21 protein-coding genes are annotated in these 16463 nt (G+C 45.4%); 15 read left to right on the plus strand and 6 right to left on the minus strand.

The genetic code is table 11. The features are described from left to right. Positions 1-38: 38 nt before the first annotated feature. On the minus strand, positions 39-1328 hold the full coding sequence (locus GJR95_RS02700) for an MFS transporter (RefSeq protein WP_162384418.1): 1290 nt from the start codon (positions 1326-1328) through the stop codon (positions 39-41). Then, positions 1325-2368 (minus strand): Gfo/Idh/MocA family oxidoreductase, encoded by a 1044-nt coding sequence (locus GJR95_RS02705; protein ID WP_162384419.1) that lies wholly within the window; start codon positions 2366-2368, stop codon positions 1325-1327. Before GJR95_RS02705 ends, GJR95_RS02700 begins: the two co-directional genes overlap by 4 nt. Before the next feature lie 287 nt (positions 2369-2655). On the opposite strand from GJR95_RS02705, the gene GJR95_RS02710 reads away from it, so the two are divergent. The 3 genes from GJR95_RS02710 to GJR95_RS02720 all read left to right on the plus strand — a co-directional run bounded on the left by GJR95_RS02710 (position 2656) and on the right by GJR95_RS02720 (position 6234). After that, positions 2656-3924 (plus strand): sensor histidine kinase, encoded by a 1269-nt coding sequence (locus GJR95_RS02710; protein WP_162384420.1) that lies wholly within the window; start codon positions 2656-2658, stop codon positions 3922-3924. A gap of 213 nt (positions 3925-4137) precedes the next feature. Further along, positions 4138-4461, plus strand: coding sequence for a hypothetical protein (locus GJR95_RS02715; protein WP_162384421.1), 324 nt, complete (start codon positions 4138-4140; stop codon positions 4459-4461). Positions 4462-4752: 291 nt separating this feature from the next. Continuing rightward, positions 4753-6234 carry a S41 family peptidase gene (locus tag GJR95_RS02720; RefSeq protein WP_162384422.1) on the plus strand — a complete coding sequence of 494 codons (1482 nt, stop codon included), beginning with the start codon at positions 4753-4755 and terminating at the stop codon, positions 6232-6234. Between the two features lie 547 nt (positions 6235-6781). Here GJR95_RS02720 and GJR95_RS02725 read toward each other — a convergent pair. Next, positions 6782-7324 (minus strand): RNA polymerase sigma factor, encoded by a 543-nt coding sequence (locus GJR95_RS02725; RefSeq protein ID WP_162384423.1) that lies wholly within the window; start codon positions 7322-7324, stop codon positions 6782-6784. Positions 7325-7628: 304 nt separating this feature from the next. Beyond that, positions 7629-7817, minus strand: a complete 189-nt coding sequence (locus GJR95_RS02730; RefSeq protein WP_162384424.1) for a hypothetical protein — start codon at positions 7815-7817, stop codon at positions 7629-7631. Positions 7818-8128: 311 nt separating this feature from the next. On the opposite strand from GJR95_RS02730, the gene GJR95_RS02735 reads away from it, so the two are divergent. The 5 genes from GJR95_RS02735 (at position 8129) to GJR95_RS02755 (ending at position 11057) form a co-directional block, all read left to right on the plus strand. After that, positions 8129-8323 carry a hypothetical protein gene (locus GJR95_RS02735; protein WP_162384425.1) on the plus strand — a complete coding sequence of 65 codons (195 nt, stop codon included), beginning with the start codon at positions 8129-8131 and terminating at the stop codon, positions 8321-8323. Between the two features lie 133 nt (positions 8324-8456). Beyond that, positions 8457-8636 carry a hypothetical protein gene (locus GJR95_RS02740; protein WP_162384426.1) on the plus strand — a complete coding sequence of 60 codons (180 nt, stop codon included), beginning with the start codon at positions 8457-8459 and terminating at the stop codon, positions 8634-8636. A gap of 1123 nt (positions 8637-9759) precedes the next feature. Further along, positions 9760-10308 (plus strand): hypothetical protein, encoded by a 549-nt coding sequence (locus GJR95_RS02745; RefSeq protein ID WP_162384427.1) that lies wholly within the window; start codon positions 9760-9762, stop codon positions 10306-10308. Continuing rightward, positions 10281-10862, plus strand: a complete 582-nt coding sequence (locus GJR95_RS02750; protein ID WP_162384428.1) for a hypothetical protein — start codon at positions 10281-10283, stop codon at positions 10860-10862. The genes GJR95_RS02745 and GJR95_RS02750 overlap by 28 nt, the downstream gene beginning before the upstream one ends. A 9-nt stretch (positions 10863-10871) precedes the next feature. Further along, positions 10872-11057 (plus strand): hypothetical protein, encoded by a 186-nt coding sequence (locus tag GJR95_RS02755; protein ID WP_162384429.1) that lies wholly within the window; start codon positions 10872-10874, stop codon positions 11055-11057. A gap of 99 nt (positions 11058-11156) precedes the next feature. Here the strand turns inward: GJR95_RS02755 and GJR95_RS02760 are convergent, their stop codons facing one another. Next, complete coding sequence (locus tag GJR95_RS02760; protein WP_162384430.1) at positions 11157-11576, minus strand: hypothetical protein; 420 nt, start codon at positions 11574-11576, stop codon at positions 11157-11159. A 181-nt stretch (positions 11577-11757) separates the two neighbouring features. On the opposite strand from GJR95_RS02760, the gene GJR95_RS02765 reads away from it, so the two are divergent. From GJR95_RS02765 to GJR95_RS02790, 6 genes are read left to right on the plus strand one after another with little or no spacing between them, the layout of a single operon-like run. After that, positions 11758-12219 (plus strand): hypothetical protein, encoded by a 462-nt coding sequence (locus GJR95_RS02765; protein ID WP_162384431.1) that lies wholly within the window; start codon positions 11758-11760, stop codon positions 12217-12219. Position 12220: 1 nt separating this feature from the next. Further along, positions 12221-13201: an LPD1 domain-containing protein gene (locus GJR95_RS02770; RefSeq protein WP_162384432.1), complete on the plus strand. Its 981-nt coding sequence runs from the start codon at positions 12221-12223 to the stop codon at positions 13199-13201. A gap of 6 nt (positions 13202-13207) precedes the next feature. Next, positions 13208-13696 carry a hypothetical protein gene (locus GJR95_RS02775; RefSeq protein ID WP_162384433.1) on the plus strand — a complete coding sequence of 163 codons (489 nt, stop codon included), beginning with the start codon at positions 13208-13210 and terminating at the stop codon, positions 13694-13696. Between the two features lie 3 nt (positions 13697-13699). Continuing rightward, a complete protein-coding gene (locus tag GJR95_RS02780) occupies positions 13700-13936 on the plus strand; it encodes a hypothetical protein (protein WP_162384434.1) in 237 nt (78 codons plus the stop codon). A gap of 46 nt (positions 13937-13982) precedes the next feature. Further along, entirely contained in the window at positions 13983-14432 is a 450-nt protein-coding gene (locus GJR95_RS02785; protein ID WP_162384435.1) for a hypothetical protein, read from the plus strand. Beyond that, complete coding sequence (locus GJR95_RS02790) at positions 14429-14887, plus strand: hypothetical protein (protein WP_162384436.1); 459 nt, start codon at positions 14429-14431, stop codon at positions 14885-14887. The genes GJR95_RS02785 and GJR95_RS02790 overlap by 4 nt, the downstream gene beginning before the upstream one ends. Before the next feature lie 371 nt (positions 14888-15258). Here GJR95_RS02790 and GJR95_RS02795 read toward each other — a convergent pair whose 3' ends face one another. Further along, positions 15259-15450, minus strand: a complete 192-nt coding sequence (locus GJR95_RS02795) for a hypothetical protein (RefSeq protein WP_162384437.1) — start codon at positions 15448-15450, stop codon at positions 15259-15261. A 131-nt stretch (positions 15451-15581) separates the two neighbouring features. Here GJR95_RS02795 and GJR95_RS02800 point away from each other — a divergent pair, with 131 nt between their 5' ends. Then, on the plus strand, positions 15582-16166 hold the full coding sequence (locus GJR95_RS02800) for a glycoside hydrolase family 19 protein (RefSeq protein ID WP_162384438.1): 585 nt from the start codon (positions 15582-15584) through the stop codon (positions 16164-16166). Positions 16167-16463: the final 297 nt, after the last annotated feature.

The raw sequence follows: 16463 nt of genomic DNA on the forward strand, positions 1-16463 counted from the left end.
TGCTGTTTAGTGCGCTCAAAATTATGAATAGGAAACCACTAAACGACTTCCGGTAAAGCGTCTGGCAATTTAATTGGCTTGATGGCCGGAGCAAACAGATGAATACACAGCCAGGCCAGCAGATACGCACTGCCACATAATACGAACAGGTAATTATAACCAATCGTAATGTCGCCCGCTGCTTTGTAGGTATCCAGCAAAGACCCCACTATGATCGGAAAGAGAAGCCCACCGAGTGAACCAGCCATGCCACCAAGCCCAACCACGGAGCTAACCGCGTTTTTGGGAAACATATCCGATACCAGGGTAAACAGGTTTGCACTCCAGGCCTGGTGTGCAGCAACTGCCAGACTCAGCAAGCCAACGACCTCCCAGATGGTGGTCGCGTAGCGGGTCAAGGCAATCGGGACAATACACAGCGCATAAAGCAACATCGCCGTTTTCCGCGAACGATTGATCGTCCAGCCCCGCCGGATGAAATACCCTGATAGATAACCGCCCCCCACACTTCCGAGAGTAGCCGCAGTATAAACAAAAATTAGCGGGAGACTTGGTTTCTTAAGATCCAGATTAAACGACGATGCAAAGTAAGAAGGCAACCAGAACAGGAAAAACCACCATACCGGATCGGTCAAGAGCTTCCCTAAAATAAACGCCCACGTTTGGCGGAATCGAATCAGGTCGATCCATCGAATGGCGGAGTTCCCTTCATTGCTTTCGGCATCGCTGGTAATATAGGCCAGTTCCTGCGGTGACACGTGTTTATGTTGCTGTGGGCTATCATAGTTCCACCACCAGAAAAAGAGCCAGACAAAGCCAATCAGGCCCGTCAGTATAAAAGCAACCTGCCAACCGTATACGCCCAGTACCCAGGGAACCAGAATGGGGGCCACAACAGCGCCAATGTTCGTTCCGGAGTTAAAGATACCCGTTACCAGCGCCCGTTCCTGCCGAGGAAACCATTCGGCTACGGTTTTTATAGCCGCCGGGAAATTTCCACCTTCGCCCAACCCCAGCAATGCACGATAGACGCCAAACCCGAATGTACTCGTTGCCACAGCATGCAGAACGGCGGCTATACTCCACAAAAACACAGCGATCAGGTAACCTACTTTGCTTCCGATTTTGTCAATCAGCCGGCCGAATGCAACGTAACTGAGCGCATAGGCCGCCTGAAACGCCATAACGATATGACTATAATCGGTTTCCGTCCAGTTAAAAACGGTTTCTAAAGTCGGTTTGAGCAGACTGATGACCTGACGATCCAGGTAGTTGATCGTCGTAGCAACAAACAGCAATCCAACAATTCTCCAGCGGTAGTTAGTCATAAGACATAGGGCATGACCCGTTGAGTTCGATTACTTTCTACGGCTAAATCGATTACGCGGGTAAGCCGTCGAATTTCGGCGGGTGTAATAGCGGGTTCTGCTCCGTTTACAATGGCTTCGTACAGATTATCGTAAAATGGGGTGTAATTACCCGGCTGACTTTCGACCAACTCGGCCCGACCGTCGCGGTAAAGTGTTCCCCAGCGATCTTCAGGCTCGGAGCCCCAGGTTGCCTCATTCGGCAGTTGATTGAGTCGTAATCGTTCTTCCTGTGCATCTAAACCACCTTTGATAAACGAACCTTTCGTTCCATGCAGGCTATAACGCAACTGATTATGATAAATCATCAGACTGGACTCAAGCCGGACGACCTTGTCAGCGTAGCCCAGTTTTATATCAAAATAATCGGCGACATGACTGTCTGGGCGAATGATGCGGATGGTAGCCTGAACCGTTTCGGGATCACCAAACAGATTTAATGCCTGATCGAGTAAATGTGGCCCTAAGTTATAGAGGTTTCCACGGCCTACGCCCGGTTGCTCTTTCCAGCTTCGGGCTTTTGGGTCTATGGGCGAGAACCGATCATACCGGCATTCATAATCAACAACGGCTCCTAAAGCTCCGTTGGCCAGTAAGCGTTTAATTGTCAGAAAATCAGAATCCCACCGGCGATTCTGATACGCGGTTGCCAGACACCCCTGCTGCTCGGCCAGCTCCAGCAAGTCAATGGCTTCTGGCTCGGTAATGGCAAATGGTTTTTCGACCACAACATGTTTTTTATGTTCCAGCGCTTTCCGGGCATAATCAACATGAGTTTCGTTGGGTGTACAGATAAAAACGAGATCAATAGACGGATCGGCAAATAACTCATCGGCCGTTGCCACCCACTCAATCCCCGCATCGAACTGATGAACAGCGTCGGGGCGACTACTGGCAATTTTCTTTAGATGAAATCGTGGATTAACGGACAGGAACGGCGCGTGAAAATACCGTCCCGACAAACCAAAGCCAACTAATCCAACCTGAACAACAGTAGGCATACTAACAAGGCAGAAAAAAGATGAAAAACTCAGAATACAGAGGGGAAAGCACTTCCAACATACTTATCTCCTGTACCAGATACGCTAAATAATTAGCCTCAATCGTGTAAAATCAGTTTAGCGTATAGGCATCATCGTCTGAAATACCCATCTGCACATTTCGTTTTATCAACTTATTTTCAATCGTTAAGCGGATTGTCTTCGGCAGGATACACGACTGTTTGGCAAATAGTAACACAACTATATTATGCTTATTCGCTATCTTTGATTGGTATACTGTCCGCATAATGATTCATACTGATATTGATTTAAATAAGGATATTGAACGCGTAAAGCAACTCTCCATAGTACCCACAATACTCGATGTAGTTTGCCAGACGACTGGAATGGGTTTTGCCGCAATTGCCCGCGTAACTCAGGATCGATGGATAGCATGCAGCGTTCGCGATGACATTCAATTTGGCCTGGTTCCTGGTGGCGAATTAGAGCTAGGAACAACGATTTGTAATGAAATAAGGGATAGTCATCAAGCGGTAATTATCAATCACGTTGAGGAAAGTGATGATTTTTGCAACCATCCTACACCCCAGATGTATGGATTTCAGAGTTATATTTCATTTCCTATCATCCTGAAAAACGGTGAATTTTTTGGTACGCTCTGTGCCATTGACCCGAAGCCTGCGCTACTCAATAATTCGAAAATCATTGGCATGTTCCATTTATTTTCGGATTTGATCTCCTTCCATTTACAGCAGTCAGAATTACTGGAGCGGAGTACGATTGCGCTTCAAAATTTGAATCAGAAGCTTCTGGATTCAGTCGACGAAAATCGGCAGTACCGTCATATTTCTAATCATAATCTTCAGGAACCTCTTCGAAAAATCAGGTTATTTAGTGGTCTGCTGGTTGATGCAACCGAAAAGAACGATGTCGATAAAGCAAAGAGTATTGCGTTTAAAATCGATTCAAGTGCCCAAAAATTATCACTAATGATTAAGGACTTGTCCGTTTTTTCAGAGTTAAACGATGAGGATTTGTCTTTTGAACTTGTTGATCTGAACGAAATCATTGCTGTCGTATGCCGCCAGTTAAGTTCTCAGGTGAAAGCCAGAAATGCAACCATTAGAAGCGCACCATTACCACTTATAAAAGGTATACCGCTGCAATTGGAGCATGTTTTTTATCATTTACTCAATAATGCAATCAAATTTTCGAAACAGGCAGAGCCGCCAGCTATAGCAGTTTTAGTGAATAATTTGTCGAAATCTCAACTCAGTCATCCGCTATTACCGGGAAATAAAGCTGATTTTGTCGAAATCCAGATACAGGATAATGGGATTGGCATTGAACGATCTCAACTTGAAAAGATCTTTGATATATTTTCTCAGGTTCCCTTTAATAGTGTTCGGGAGGGCGAAGGTTTTGGGCTAGCCTATTGTCGCAAAATCATTCGCAATCACTCCGGGATTATATCGGCCCAATCTGAATTGGGAAAAGGAACTACCTTATCAATTATTTTACCGCTCGCAAAAGAGTTAGCGCTTTTGCCGAATTAATTCACGTTTTAACGACCTCATAAAGTGGCCTGGCACCGTTATTCATCTCGGGGTCTTTCATTATCTGTTTAGGGCTCAAGGACGTTCTCGCAGCGCAGTAGCACGACACTGATAGAATGTCCTTGAGCAGTTACAAACTTTTCTAGATCAAAGCAGTAGTATACTGATAGATAAGACCTTATAAATCTGATTCAACCCTTAATATTTTTGGCTATGCAACTGAAAGATACTGTTCTCGCTGCGTTAATCGGTTGTTTTGCATTTAGCTTTTGGGGCTGTAGCAAGATAAGTAATGGAATTCCACCGGCACCGACTGTCAATAAATTTCTTAAAGGAGCTGATGGCCCACCACTTTGGTTGGTCGATAATGTTGAAGTAGTTAACCCTCAAGAAAAGGGTAGCTTTCAGGTTAGTCCCAATGATATTCAAAGCATCACTGTTCTTTCACCCGCGTCAAACAGTGATTTAATCAGTCGCTTTGGTCTAAAAGGCAAAAATGGTGTTGTGCTCGTAGCAACAAAAAAAGCAGGAAACTAGCTGTGTTTAACTTACCGACTACCTAACTAAAGTACAAAACTCACTTAATAGGGGCTGCCTGCTTTATTTTGTACTTTAGTTAGGTAGGTCAGGCTGCTCTCACCATAGCATATTCCAATGTTTCAGGGCCTGTTCAAGCTAAACTCAGGCATTTGCCTGAAGTTAGCTTAGGGCATTTATCCGCTTTTGATTCCTAATGGGTCTAATTTGTCTGATTGAGCATGGTTGTTCAATTCTATCAAATGCAACGTTTCGGCAAAGCCAACATCATTTGATAAATACCCATTATAAATGCGCAAAAAATCTACCTTCATACTCCTGTTAATCTTATTAAACTGCCAGGCACTTATTGCCCAAACCGGTCCGGAAACAACTAAGAATGAACCTGTAACGAAAACACTGGCTATAAAAGAATTACAGTCAGATTTTGACCTTTTGAGGCAATCTATTACAGAGGCACATGGAAGCCTTTACCGCTTTACGGATAGTTTATCGCTTAACCGGACGTTCGATCAATACCGAGCCAAACTAGGCACAGTTCATACCAAACTTGCATTTATCTCGCTGGTTTCTGCTATGGTTGCAGAGCCAGGTGACGGGCATATGCGCTTAGAATATGACAATGCTACTACTGCTCAGATAGTAAGTGCCAGGATGTTTCCATTTCGGGTGATGCTAACAGACAATAGGTTAATGGTCGTCTACAACGAAACTAAAGAAGATACAACGATTGCACCCGGAATGGAAATTGTTAGCATCAATGGGCATAAACTAGCAGGCTTGATCGCGTTATTATTAACTAAAATTCCCGCAGACGGCTACATTGAGACTGGCAAGAGACGAAAACTTGAACGAAACTTCCCGCAATACTATTGGCTTTTTGCGGATCAATCAGACAATTTCACGGTAACGACAAAGGACGCCAACGGTCAGGTTATCAGTACCAACGTTTCTGGCGTATCTGCCAGCGAACGTATCGCCAACAGGAATACCAACACGATTAATCAGAAGATGCTTACCGCTCTGGCAAAACTAGAGGGACCAAAAGGTAATTTTTCTTTGACATTTCCTGAAGGCACTTCTATTGCCAGCCTACGAATACGCACATTTGACGATTCACGTTTTATGAGTGAATTGGATAGCCTATTTAGCTTGATCAATACCAAAAATCCTACGGCATTGATAGTAGATCTGCGTGGCAATGGTGGGGGTGTTGATGAATACGGTGCAGCACTCGTCTCTCATTTTACCAATAAATCATTTCGCTATTTTGACAGAATCTGGATACGATCGATCGCACCATCGTTTGCCACCTGGAAACCACAAACCTTTGAGGATCTCCGTCAGGGCACCGTCCGGGATGTAAAGGGAGGCTATCTGGTCAAACCGGCACTGCATTCCGGCGTAGGTGTACAACAGCCAGCTGCCAAACCATTTACCGGAAAATTGATTGTTCTTATTGATGGCGGCACGTTTTCAACCTCGGCGGATGTGGTAGCTATTTTGGGAGAAGTTAATCAGCCAATTTTTATTGGAGAAGAAACGGCGGGAGCACGTGAGGGCAATACGTCCGGCCTTAATGCACTCATTAAATTACCATATTCAGGCCTGAGCCTGAAGATCCAGATGTATGGATACTGGAATGCGTTGAAAAAGCAAAATAAAGGTAGGGGCACACGTCCTACCTATAAAGTGGTAAATAGTATTACTGACTTACTAAATAGCAGAGATAGACAGTGGGAACGCGCACTTATACTTGGACAGACCCATTGAAAGATAGCCAGTAGCAATCGACGAATTATACCTAATTGAGCCGTAAACCGATAACCTTTTAAGTAAGATTAGTTTTTTGGGGCTTAGTGATTTTTAAGTGTTCCCGGTTTATTATTATACCTAGCCGCCAGAATATAGCTTGCGATCGGACATAGAGGTTGCATAACTAGGCTGGGATAACATCAACCTGACGACCCACATCACTCGGCATACGTTTGCGCCATTGGCCAATAGCCGGATCTCTGATAAGCTCAGGATCAGTGCCGCCCTGGATCACAGCAAGCTCTCGACAACGGAGGTTTATCTTTCCGAATTGCGGCAAAGTGACTTCAACGATGCGATGGATGAACTCTGGAAATAAGCAGCTCTGGCGTTGCAGAAGAGCGCAAAACCAAGAGGCAGGTTACTGGTGTAACCTGCCTCTTATCTTAATTCTTCTTTTAGACTTTTAAATTTGAATACGGTCACACAAAGCGACATTTTTTTTATTTTTTCCAGATAGTTCTGTCAAATCTTACTACTGTGCAATACACAATCCTGTTTTTTCTTAAAGACCCAGTTGACGAATCAGTCGATTTAATTTATCTCGGGAACGCTTGAGCCGCATCTTGATGGTACTTTCATGGAGATTAAACTGTTGGCTAAGTTCACTAATGCTCTGCCCCTGTTCATACTTAAGCCGTAACAAGGCTGCTTCCTCAACGGGTAGATCTTCGATCAATTGTTCGAGCGCCTGTAGCTGAAGTTCATCAGAAACGATTGCCTCCTCCGCTAATTCCACCCCTTCTGGAAAATCCTGCAACTTCATCCGTTTACCGAGCCGAATTTGATCCAGGCAGTAATTATGCGCAATCGAGTAAAGCCAGGTTGACGGAGCCGACTTCTGTTGAAAGGTGTCTAATTTACTTAAAACCCGGATAAAGATATCCTGGGTAAAATCCTGAGCCGCTTCGCTGTCTTTGGTCATCGACAGGCACTTCTGATAGACCTTCTCAGCATATTGCTTGTAGAGCGTTTCAAAATCGTTTTGTACCCATGCATTACGCTGTTGCTTTTGCTTAGATTTTGAGCCTTCGAACGGATTCAGCATAAGTATAATGTGGATTTGGGTTCCAGTCAGTAACAAATGTTAGGATTTAAACTGGAACTGCGTGATTTAGTTAGAGTTAGCCCTGCAACAATCTTTGATCGTCAAGGTAGCAAAGACACCTACTTACCTTTTAGATAGTTTTATCTTATGTGTCTTAATGACACAAAATCAGAGAAAAATTATTAATTTTTTTTATAAACTTTGCCTCAATATTGTCTGAGTTCGTAAAAAGGATATTTATTATATGGTAGGTTAGTCCTATTACTATATAGACAAATAACAGTATACACATTTATTTAAAGTATCAATACCTTCCAAGCTCTTTCAGGACCCGGTCGTACTCGGCTATCATAGCCCGGCCAGTTCGGTATTGCTCCAGGGCTTTAGACCGGGACGCTGAAAATTGCTGCCTTAAGACCTGCATAACAATCAGGTTGGCGTTGATGAGGCCTTCGATCCGGCGCTTCTTTCGTTCCAGGGCTTTGCGGTCCATCTTCTTACTTACTGGTTGTACTTGATAGACCCGCTTCGAGCGAATAGGGTTTATTTGCTCACTAACTAGTTAATGAATCGTGTTGATATAGTAGTAATACATACCGGCTACTAATAGTTATTAATTACTTGTATTATCTTTTTATACTATTACAATAGTCTATTCCACATCTTAACTTATCCGCACTTTTATGGCTTGTATCGCTCCCAGTGAAGCAGTAGAACGACAAATTGCATCCAATTTTGGTCAGGTTGCTGAAAAAATCATTGCAACCTATTATCTAAGGTACGTTGGTCGGCCAGCCTTTCGGCTTGAGCCTAAAGATTACCAACACCGATACCGGTGCGATTCAGTATCTGCAACAGCCTAACGTCACGCTGAATCCCGCCCTGGTGAACGACAACCCGTTTGACAGCATTACCTTTAAAGCAGGAGCGCTAATAAATACCCTGGCCGTCAAAACCATTACCAGCATTAATGGCGTGCCACCAGCGGCAGCCCTTTAGAAATTCTCGACCAGGTTATGAATTTGCTGGCCGCACCGGTGCTCACGGCTAGTGGCCACTTCCTGGCACAAACCAACGGTGATGATGGTGCTTTGTACGAGGCTTATGGGGATCAGCCTTCTGTGCGCTCACGATGGTCAATACCTCCGGTACAGACATCGATGTCATTCAGACGGGTAGTGAGCCCCGGATTACCATTTTGAATGGGAAAGACTTTATGCTTCGGGGTATCGCGAACGCCAATGTGTTATCCGTTCGACGCACTGACCGTACCAATGCGCAGGTCAGTGTTGTATCCCGTTGGGAAAGCTGATGAACCGCGCGCCTGGTGATAGTAAAAAAAAGCAGGCTAATAAAATCAGTCTGCTTTCCTTACCCTAAAACCTACCGCTGCGATTTGAAATAACAACAGGTTGCAGCAAAAATAGACGGTAGAGCCATTGGCATTTTTCAGAATAGACCGTTGGCCCTAAAACCTAGATGAAATCCCTTTATTTACCTATGAATACTTTTTGTTAAAACACATAAAGCAATACAAATAAGTCAGCTTTTGGGCCAATAGGTTTACATCAAACAGCCTTCTACTTCTGGTTTATTCTACTTACTGCTTCGTCAATCAAATGGACGGAAAAAGTTTGGGACGGAAAAAAAAGCGTGTTTTTATGCCGCAAACCAAAAGAGGGATCTTTGCGAAGGTCAACGACTACATACTTAAAATCAGAGGAGAGATACACTTTAGCGACATAAGGTAAGCTTCTGGCCTTTTGTAGCTCAGATTGGTAAGCATCTATCTGGTGTAGCATTGGTAGTGGTGGTCAATTCTTAACAGTAGGGCTTAGTAGCATAACGTTCATTGCTATTGTTTAAACTGGTTTGGCCAGGGCAAAAAAATGCACTGTCCCACCTTAAGCAAGTGAGACAGTGCGTTTAATTAGGTATGCTTGTAGAAAGAGGGAGGCCCGAAAACCTTGTAAAACTATAAAATTAATAGTGGCTTTATATGATTACTATACTATTTATTCCTCTATTCGGATTGAGTATTCTAGCTTTTTTCTATTGGGCATTAAAGTACCTTCGACTCTTTGCTTTCTTCGCAATGCATTCATAACACTAGTTTGTATAAACGGTCGTTCGGTTAGCCAGTCTTTAAATTGCTCCTGCTCCTTAGTAGACAAAGTAGATAAATCGATTTGAGTCATCATTTCGTCAATTGTCATCTCTCAGTTGGTTTGTGGATAGCTCCTTCCAGCAAAGGAATACCCCATTCTCAAAATAGAAATTTACGAATTAAGCCAACTTCCAGATTGACCAATTGAAACAAACTGGCTGAAATTGGCGCAAATTCAACGAAATCTTTCAACTTCTTTCAGGCTCCTGGCAACGGGAGCCTTTTACTTTTCTGGCCACAAAACGCTAAACCAAGCAAGCCACTGGCCATGAAATCGTTTATCTCCGCAATGCTTTTTGGTCTGTTGGCCTTCTCTTTCGCCAACACCAACCCCCTTTCCGCTTATGCGCGACCTCAAACTATTCGGCCTGGTTCTCCTGGCTTGCCTGGCAGCACTGCTCCTAAGCCGCGTCATTCTCAATCAGGATTCCAAAACGTAAACGCTAAGCAACCAGGCCAGACGATTCAGCCGCGCAACGGTCAGTATTTTACCCCCGATGAGTTGGAGCTGATAGCCCGCACCGAGCTATCCAATTTTACAGGAGCGCCGGCCGCAGGTTCAGCCGTCATTGATCGGGTGGGTGTGGGTGAAGTGCTAGTCGTATTCGGCCATTCGGTTGCCCAGGGGGAAACCAATCAGGTCTATACCAATCCAGATCCGCGCGTTCGCTGTGTGAACTACCATGATCCGGAGTGTAAGGAAGCCAATCTGCCGCTGGTGTATTCGCCGGTAACAGCAACCAGTAAAATTGGTCCTTTCGGTTCTGGTCCCTACGTCTGGGGGCGGTCATGGGTAATAAACTCGCAGCGGCTTTAAATGTGCCCGTATTGTTATTCAATACGGCATTTGGTGGGTCGCAGATCCTGCATAACTATAAAGTCATCAAGGGTATTCCCTTTGACCATAGCTTTATCAAGTATAACCTGGGTATGCCCTACCAACCGCTCCGGGCAACCCTTACTAAATACATTCCGACGACGGGTATTCGGGCGGTCATGGTGCACCACGGGGTGAACGATCGCAACGACAGCAACCGGCAGCAATTTGCCGAACAGTACCGAACGGTTATTCAGCATAGCCGGGAAACCTACAAAATTCCCGATGTCGCCTGGCTGCTGGCGATGGAAGATGGTGGTATCGAGATTGATTCGGAGCAAATGCGCGCGGGCACCAGTGACGTGCTGGCCAGTGAACCCAATTGCTACGTGGGCGCTGATCTACTGGCTTTACGGCAGCAACGCGCGGGCCGTGACGATACAATTCATTTGCGGGTAGACGATTGGGATGCTTACGCGACACTTTGGGCTAATTCGCTCTTAGCGGTCATCAATAAGACCAAACCCAAATCGGCAGTCCTGGCCACCGAATAAACCAATAATGTGGTCAGCACGTCGGTGCTCGGCATCAGCAATGCGTGGGTGTTTTTGCCCAATTCGGAAATGGCATTTCTGGCGGTGGCGGTTGGCGTAACGGCAGCGCTGTTTCAAACCAGAAAGCTCATTCCGGCCCTGATTGCACTCTGCTTTGTTACCTACGGTTTAGGCCGCTTACGATCAGCGCCCTAACTGGCTTTCATGGGTATCCATTCACCAGCGGTGTTTTTGGTATACCATTTACCATCCAGACTAACCCACGGCCCTTTACCGGGCAAAATGCCCTGACGCTTACCGGTTGAACTGACGCCTGAGTTCTTCGACGTAGGCTTTGTGCTTTTTAATGTGGCGGTCTTCATAGGTGATGTAGGAGGTAATTATTACTGCAAACAGGGTATCGGGGCAATCGGTTCGAGACTCAATAGTAAAGGTAGTGAAATAGTATTTGCTCCCATATGATGAAATGGCATAGTACTTATTGGGATCGTCTGATTTAGGCGATTGAGTAATGTACAGATTGCCAGACAGCATTTTAGATACCTGGCTAAATCGCAGATTATGAAAACGGGATTTTGCCGTGGGTGCGTCCAGATCAGCCCGGTAGTTTTCCATAAAATGATCGCAATTGGTGGTCTGCCAGAAGATTTCGGCCCGTAAGCCGGGGGTTAATATGAAGGTAGTATTCTTAGGTAAGTGACTCGATTTTTTCATGAACTTAAAACGAAACATACAGACTTTGGTCACGCAAACTAGCGGCTATTGCCGTCATGCTTACACCTATTGGGTTAAGTACAACGCTGTCAGCAGATGGGCAAACCGCTGGTTTGCCCACTCTCTCACCGATGCAACCCCGGTCGCTCCTGGCCGATTTGGAGCTATAATTTGCTGATCGATGCTTATTGGCTTTAAAAATAGATTTCATGAAAATGACCTTGTCGGGGCACTGATAGCAGTCAGTACGGGTTCAAACTGGATTCACACGGAGCTGATCTACCCCGATGGTGTTTCCGTTTCGAGTTGGGCCCAAACAAAGGGCGTAGTGGCTCGACCCACCACCCATACCCTGAAGAACCCAACCTATTGGGAAGTCTATGACCTGGGACGTTTCGACACGACCGGCTTGGATGCGTTCATACGCTCCCAGATCGGCAAAGGCTATGACTGGCAAGGTGTGTTTTTCACCTACGGACTGCCCTTACAAAAACAGGCCTGGGACAAGTGGACGTGCGCGGAGCTGGTGTATTTCGCCCTGGTGCATTATACGCCGGTGGATCTGCCAGGTACCCAAACGGCCGTAACACCTGGCCAGCTTCGGGCCATGATTAAGAAAGCAGGCTATAGACGAGTGATTTAAGATGTTGCAGCTCAAGAAACCCATCGGAACAGTAAGCCCCAAGGAAAGACGATTGGGCCTGGTACCCGTTTTTGCCAGTCAGAAATATGTCGATACCAATACACGGGTAAGCGTTGGTAGTCGGGTGAATGCCTATTGGGATGAGAACGGGTTTACGCCGATCTACAAAGGCTTTTCCAGAACAAAACGAACCGTATCCGCAGACGACATTAACCGGGCGGTGATCAAGTTCCGCTTGAAGGGTATCGAGTTTGGCAACTGGCTAACCAACGAAGATGCCTACAATTACCTGGCGGCTTTAGTGATTGCGCTCAAAGATCTAACCAGGATCGTCGGGTATAGTAATATCGGGTTGAATGGTACGATAGGCATTGCCTTTGGTGCGCGTGGTCATCAACGCGCGGCCGGTCACTTTGAGCCGGATACGTTTATGATCAATATGACCCGCTACAAACGCTATATCGAAGATCTTTCGGGTAGGCGTATCGATGTACCCAAGTCAGTAAAGTTCATGGAAACGGGCGGGGTGGGTTCCCTGGCTCACGAATACGGACACGCCCTAGATTACTTCTTTGGCACGTTCGTCGAGCAAAGCAAGTTTTACCGCTCCCTGACCTACGGTTCTGATACCTCGCTCATTACCAAGAACATCGATAAAAAAGGCTCACTCAGGTATCAAATGACCGAAATCATCCAGGCCATTCAACAGACCAGATCCTACCGATTCATGCGTAAAAGCCTGGTCACGAAAGGGGAATCGGATTCGTACTGGCTTCGGCACAATGAGCTTTGGGCGCGGCTGTTTGAAGTGTGGGTGAACTACAAAATGCGGGAGAAAGGCATTACCAACCGGTTCCTGCACAAAGAGAAATACAAGTCTTTAGCCAAGTCGATTGGCTGTTACCAAACCCAAACCGAATTTTCCAGGATACGGCCGCTAGTGGATCGGCTCATGCTTTACATCGCTAAACTGGCTAACTAACGAGCTATGGCAACGACCTATAAAAGTGGTGATATCGTCGGCACCCGGAACACAAGATATAGAGTAGGTGATGGTATTATTCCCGGACTCGGCCATTGGGTTGATGAAACGTATGTCTGGCGTTTACGCTATTTAAGCGATGTCAATTTGTGGGTATTGACGATAAAGAGCAGCCTTCCAACAGCCTGGGATGGAAAGGAGCGGCTACAAAGCGCTACAGACATCAATCAGTATACCCTTGATCCTGAATTCCTTGCGAGTGACTTTGTTCAGAAAAAAATTTTAGCGGATAATGCGGCTTTAGAGAACGTTCATCTTCAACAAAGTATGGCTTTATCGGATAGCCAGGTTCAGGATAATACGACCACGCTAACTGTAACCAATTCAACGAAGCCCAAAGACCCTGACCCGAAACCACGCGTCAACACAACCTATCTGCTTATTCTAGCCGCCCTGGTCTTGTTAATTCTGGTCGTAAAACGTAGATCTTCCTAAAGAATGGCTACTACCCCGCAATACGCCGAACCGTACTACTCAGCCTATATCAATGCTGATTGTAAGGTCATTTCGCCCCTATCGGCTAACTATCATGCCTTATCGGAAAATTGTCAACAGGTTAATTACCTGATTGATCAGATCAACAAACCCTACACCGGCAACAGCAACAGCGAACGGCTAGCCTGGCTAAAGATGGTCAGCGTATTGAAGAGGGCGGAGCATTGCTTGCTCTGTTAGGTCTTGTAAAATCAGTTATCAACTTCTTTAAAAAAACAGACTAGCCATGTGGATTATCATTGCACAAATCATTTGTCTGGTGGCCGCTATTGGTCTACTGGCCATCCTTTACGATCTGGATCATGAAACGCCTGCCTTTATTCGGTATGGAATCCTGATTCTGGCAACTGCTTTTGTTGGTGCCTTTGGAGCGAGTTTCCGAAACCGTGACGTATATGAACATGCAGCTGCTATTGCCTTTACCGGAGTTGGAGCACTGGTCGTGGTGATTGTGACTTACATGTTTATTACTAAAAAGATCCAACCGGCAGTCATGAAGATTTCCGGTTCTGCGTTGGGTATTGTTGCCCTACTCTGGTTGGTCGGTAGCTGCTCAGATATCAAACGGCAGGAATTACAAATCATTGATGCCAAGGCTCCAACCTCTTCAACCGTTGCGATCGGGGATAGTACACAGAAAGCGATCGATGACTTTAAGAGCCTGTCTAATCAATGAGGCTTTCCGATCGCATCCTTATCTATATAGCCAGTCTACTCCTGTTTTTTGCGGGAGTAGCATTGTGCTCAATGGCCAGTGCGCAGACGCTGCCCATGCACGCTAATCAAGATCCGGGCTACTGGTATAATCTGTATCAGGAGGAACAAGCCAGGGCGAACGGACTGGAAGCGTCAGGTCGAACGTCGATCGATGGTTTGAAAGCCAGTCTAAAAGCGGCAAATGATACCATTACGAAACAGAGTGCTACGATTGTTCGACTCGTCAAAGAACGCAATAATCAGGCAGACCGGGCAACTCTGGCGGAAAAGCAGCTCAAGCCAGTCAGTGACGAGCTTGCTAAATACGAAGGCAAAACGATTGCCGGCAAAGCGATCCGAAAGGTAAGTAACGCTTTGAAGTATGTCGGCGGAGTTACCATTATTATCATTGGCGTTAAAGCAGCATTACTCTAATTAAATAATCCCCTATTCTCCGCCCCGGAGGGTTTTGATATAGGGGCTTGCACCTGCTTTTGGACAGCATATACAACTGCTCAGCTTGTGTAATGACTAAGAAAGGTATAGTTTATCATGCGAGTGATAGTGGCGATCAGCAATAACTAGTGCCTATCTTTTACTTATTACGGGTAAATTGACCGCCCAAATCCGTCAACGCCAGATCAGTCGATTCCGTAGGTGATAGATCACCATCACCGGGCGGCCCCGCTTATTTTTCTTTTCATCAGCTAGTTAGATTCTGTTTGATGAAGTGTGTGTGGCAGTCAGTTTGTAATGGAATCAGGTGGTCTGTGGCACCGATATTACCATTACGTCGAGTCGGCTTTCTAATCAGGATGATTCAGTTTTCGTAGCAGTCGACCAATGACAATAGCCTCCCGGCCAGAGTCGAAACGAACCAACATACTGCCATTTCGCCCCCGAATACACTTGCCATCTTCACGGAGCACGGCTGCGCAGGCCTGGCCTTTTAGTGCCGGATCAGTCATACGATCGCCGAGGTACGTGTAGCGTTTCATGGGATAGCTTTTATAGAAGTAAATGAGTGAAGCCTACTGATACCGGAAAGTAAAGTGAATTTCAAGATACTGATTGTCAGTTAATATTGTACTCTTAAGGCTAAAATCATAGCCCATAAACTGTATTAATTATGGAATTGAAAGGTGGTTTATACATAACACCACGGCAGCTTTTAGCTTGTGGAGCCAATCCAGCCTATATAGATCGATACATACATTGGATCGAATTCTTTAAGAACGATAGACGCTTCGAAATAAACACCGCTTTGCGGTTATCCCATTTTTTGGCACAATTGATTCATGAATCCATGAATTTTTCCAGAGTCCTGGAAACTGGAAGTGGAGAACGATATGAGGGCAATAAAAAACTGGGTAATACGGAGCCAGGTGACGGTAAAAAGTACAAAGGCAGGGGGTTGATCCAGATAACTGGTCGCTGGAATTATGGAGCTTGTCAGCGGTTTTTTGGCGAACCTTATTTGGAAAGACCTGAATTAATGGAACGAGACAAGGACGCCGTAGCCGTATCCTTTTGGTACTGGCGTTTCAGGAAACTCAATGCATGGGCCGATAAGGATAATTTGCAAAAGGTAACTTCCGGAATAAATGCCGGGATGGACAAAATTGATCGTCGGGAAAAGCTTTTAACCAAGAGCAAAAGTGCACTAACCGATATTTCTCAATACAGAAATATATTCCCACCTGATGTTGCCTGATCTATGTCGGTCGTATCGTCTAGTTTGCCGAGATAGCTGCACCGTCTGAAATAGCAAAAATCCCGACCAACAATGCCAGTCGGAATTCGATACCACCATTCACTACACTAATTTTCGGCTTAGTACGTATGTAACGTCTTAGATCCTTGTTGGTTAGATTAAGGAACAAGCTAGTACTCTTCCAATTTAATGGTTAGATAAAAGTAGCTATCTTTCCGACATGGGCCAAATCGCTAAACCGTTTGTGCTGTCGGAAGCCGATCTCACAACGCTCGACCAACTCGTTCGTAAAGGTAA

This window comes from Spirosoma endbachense (assembly GCF_010233585.1).
GTDB lineage: Bacteria > Bacteroidota > Bacteroidia > Cytophagales > Spirosomataceae > Spirosoma > Spirosoma endbachense.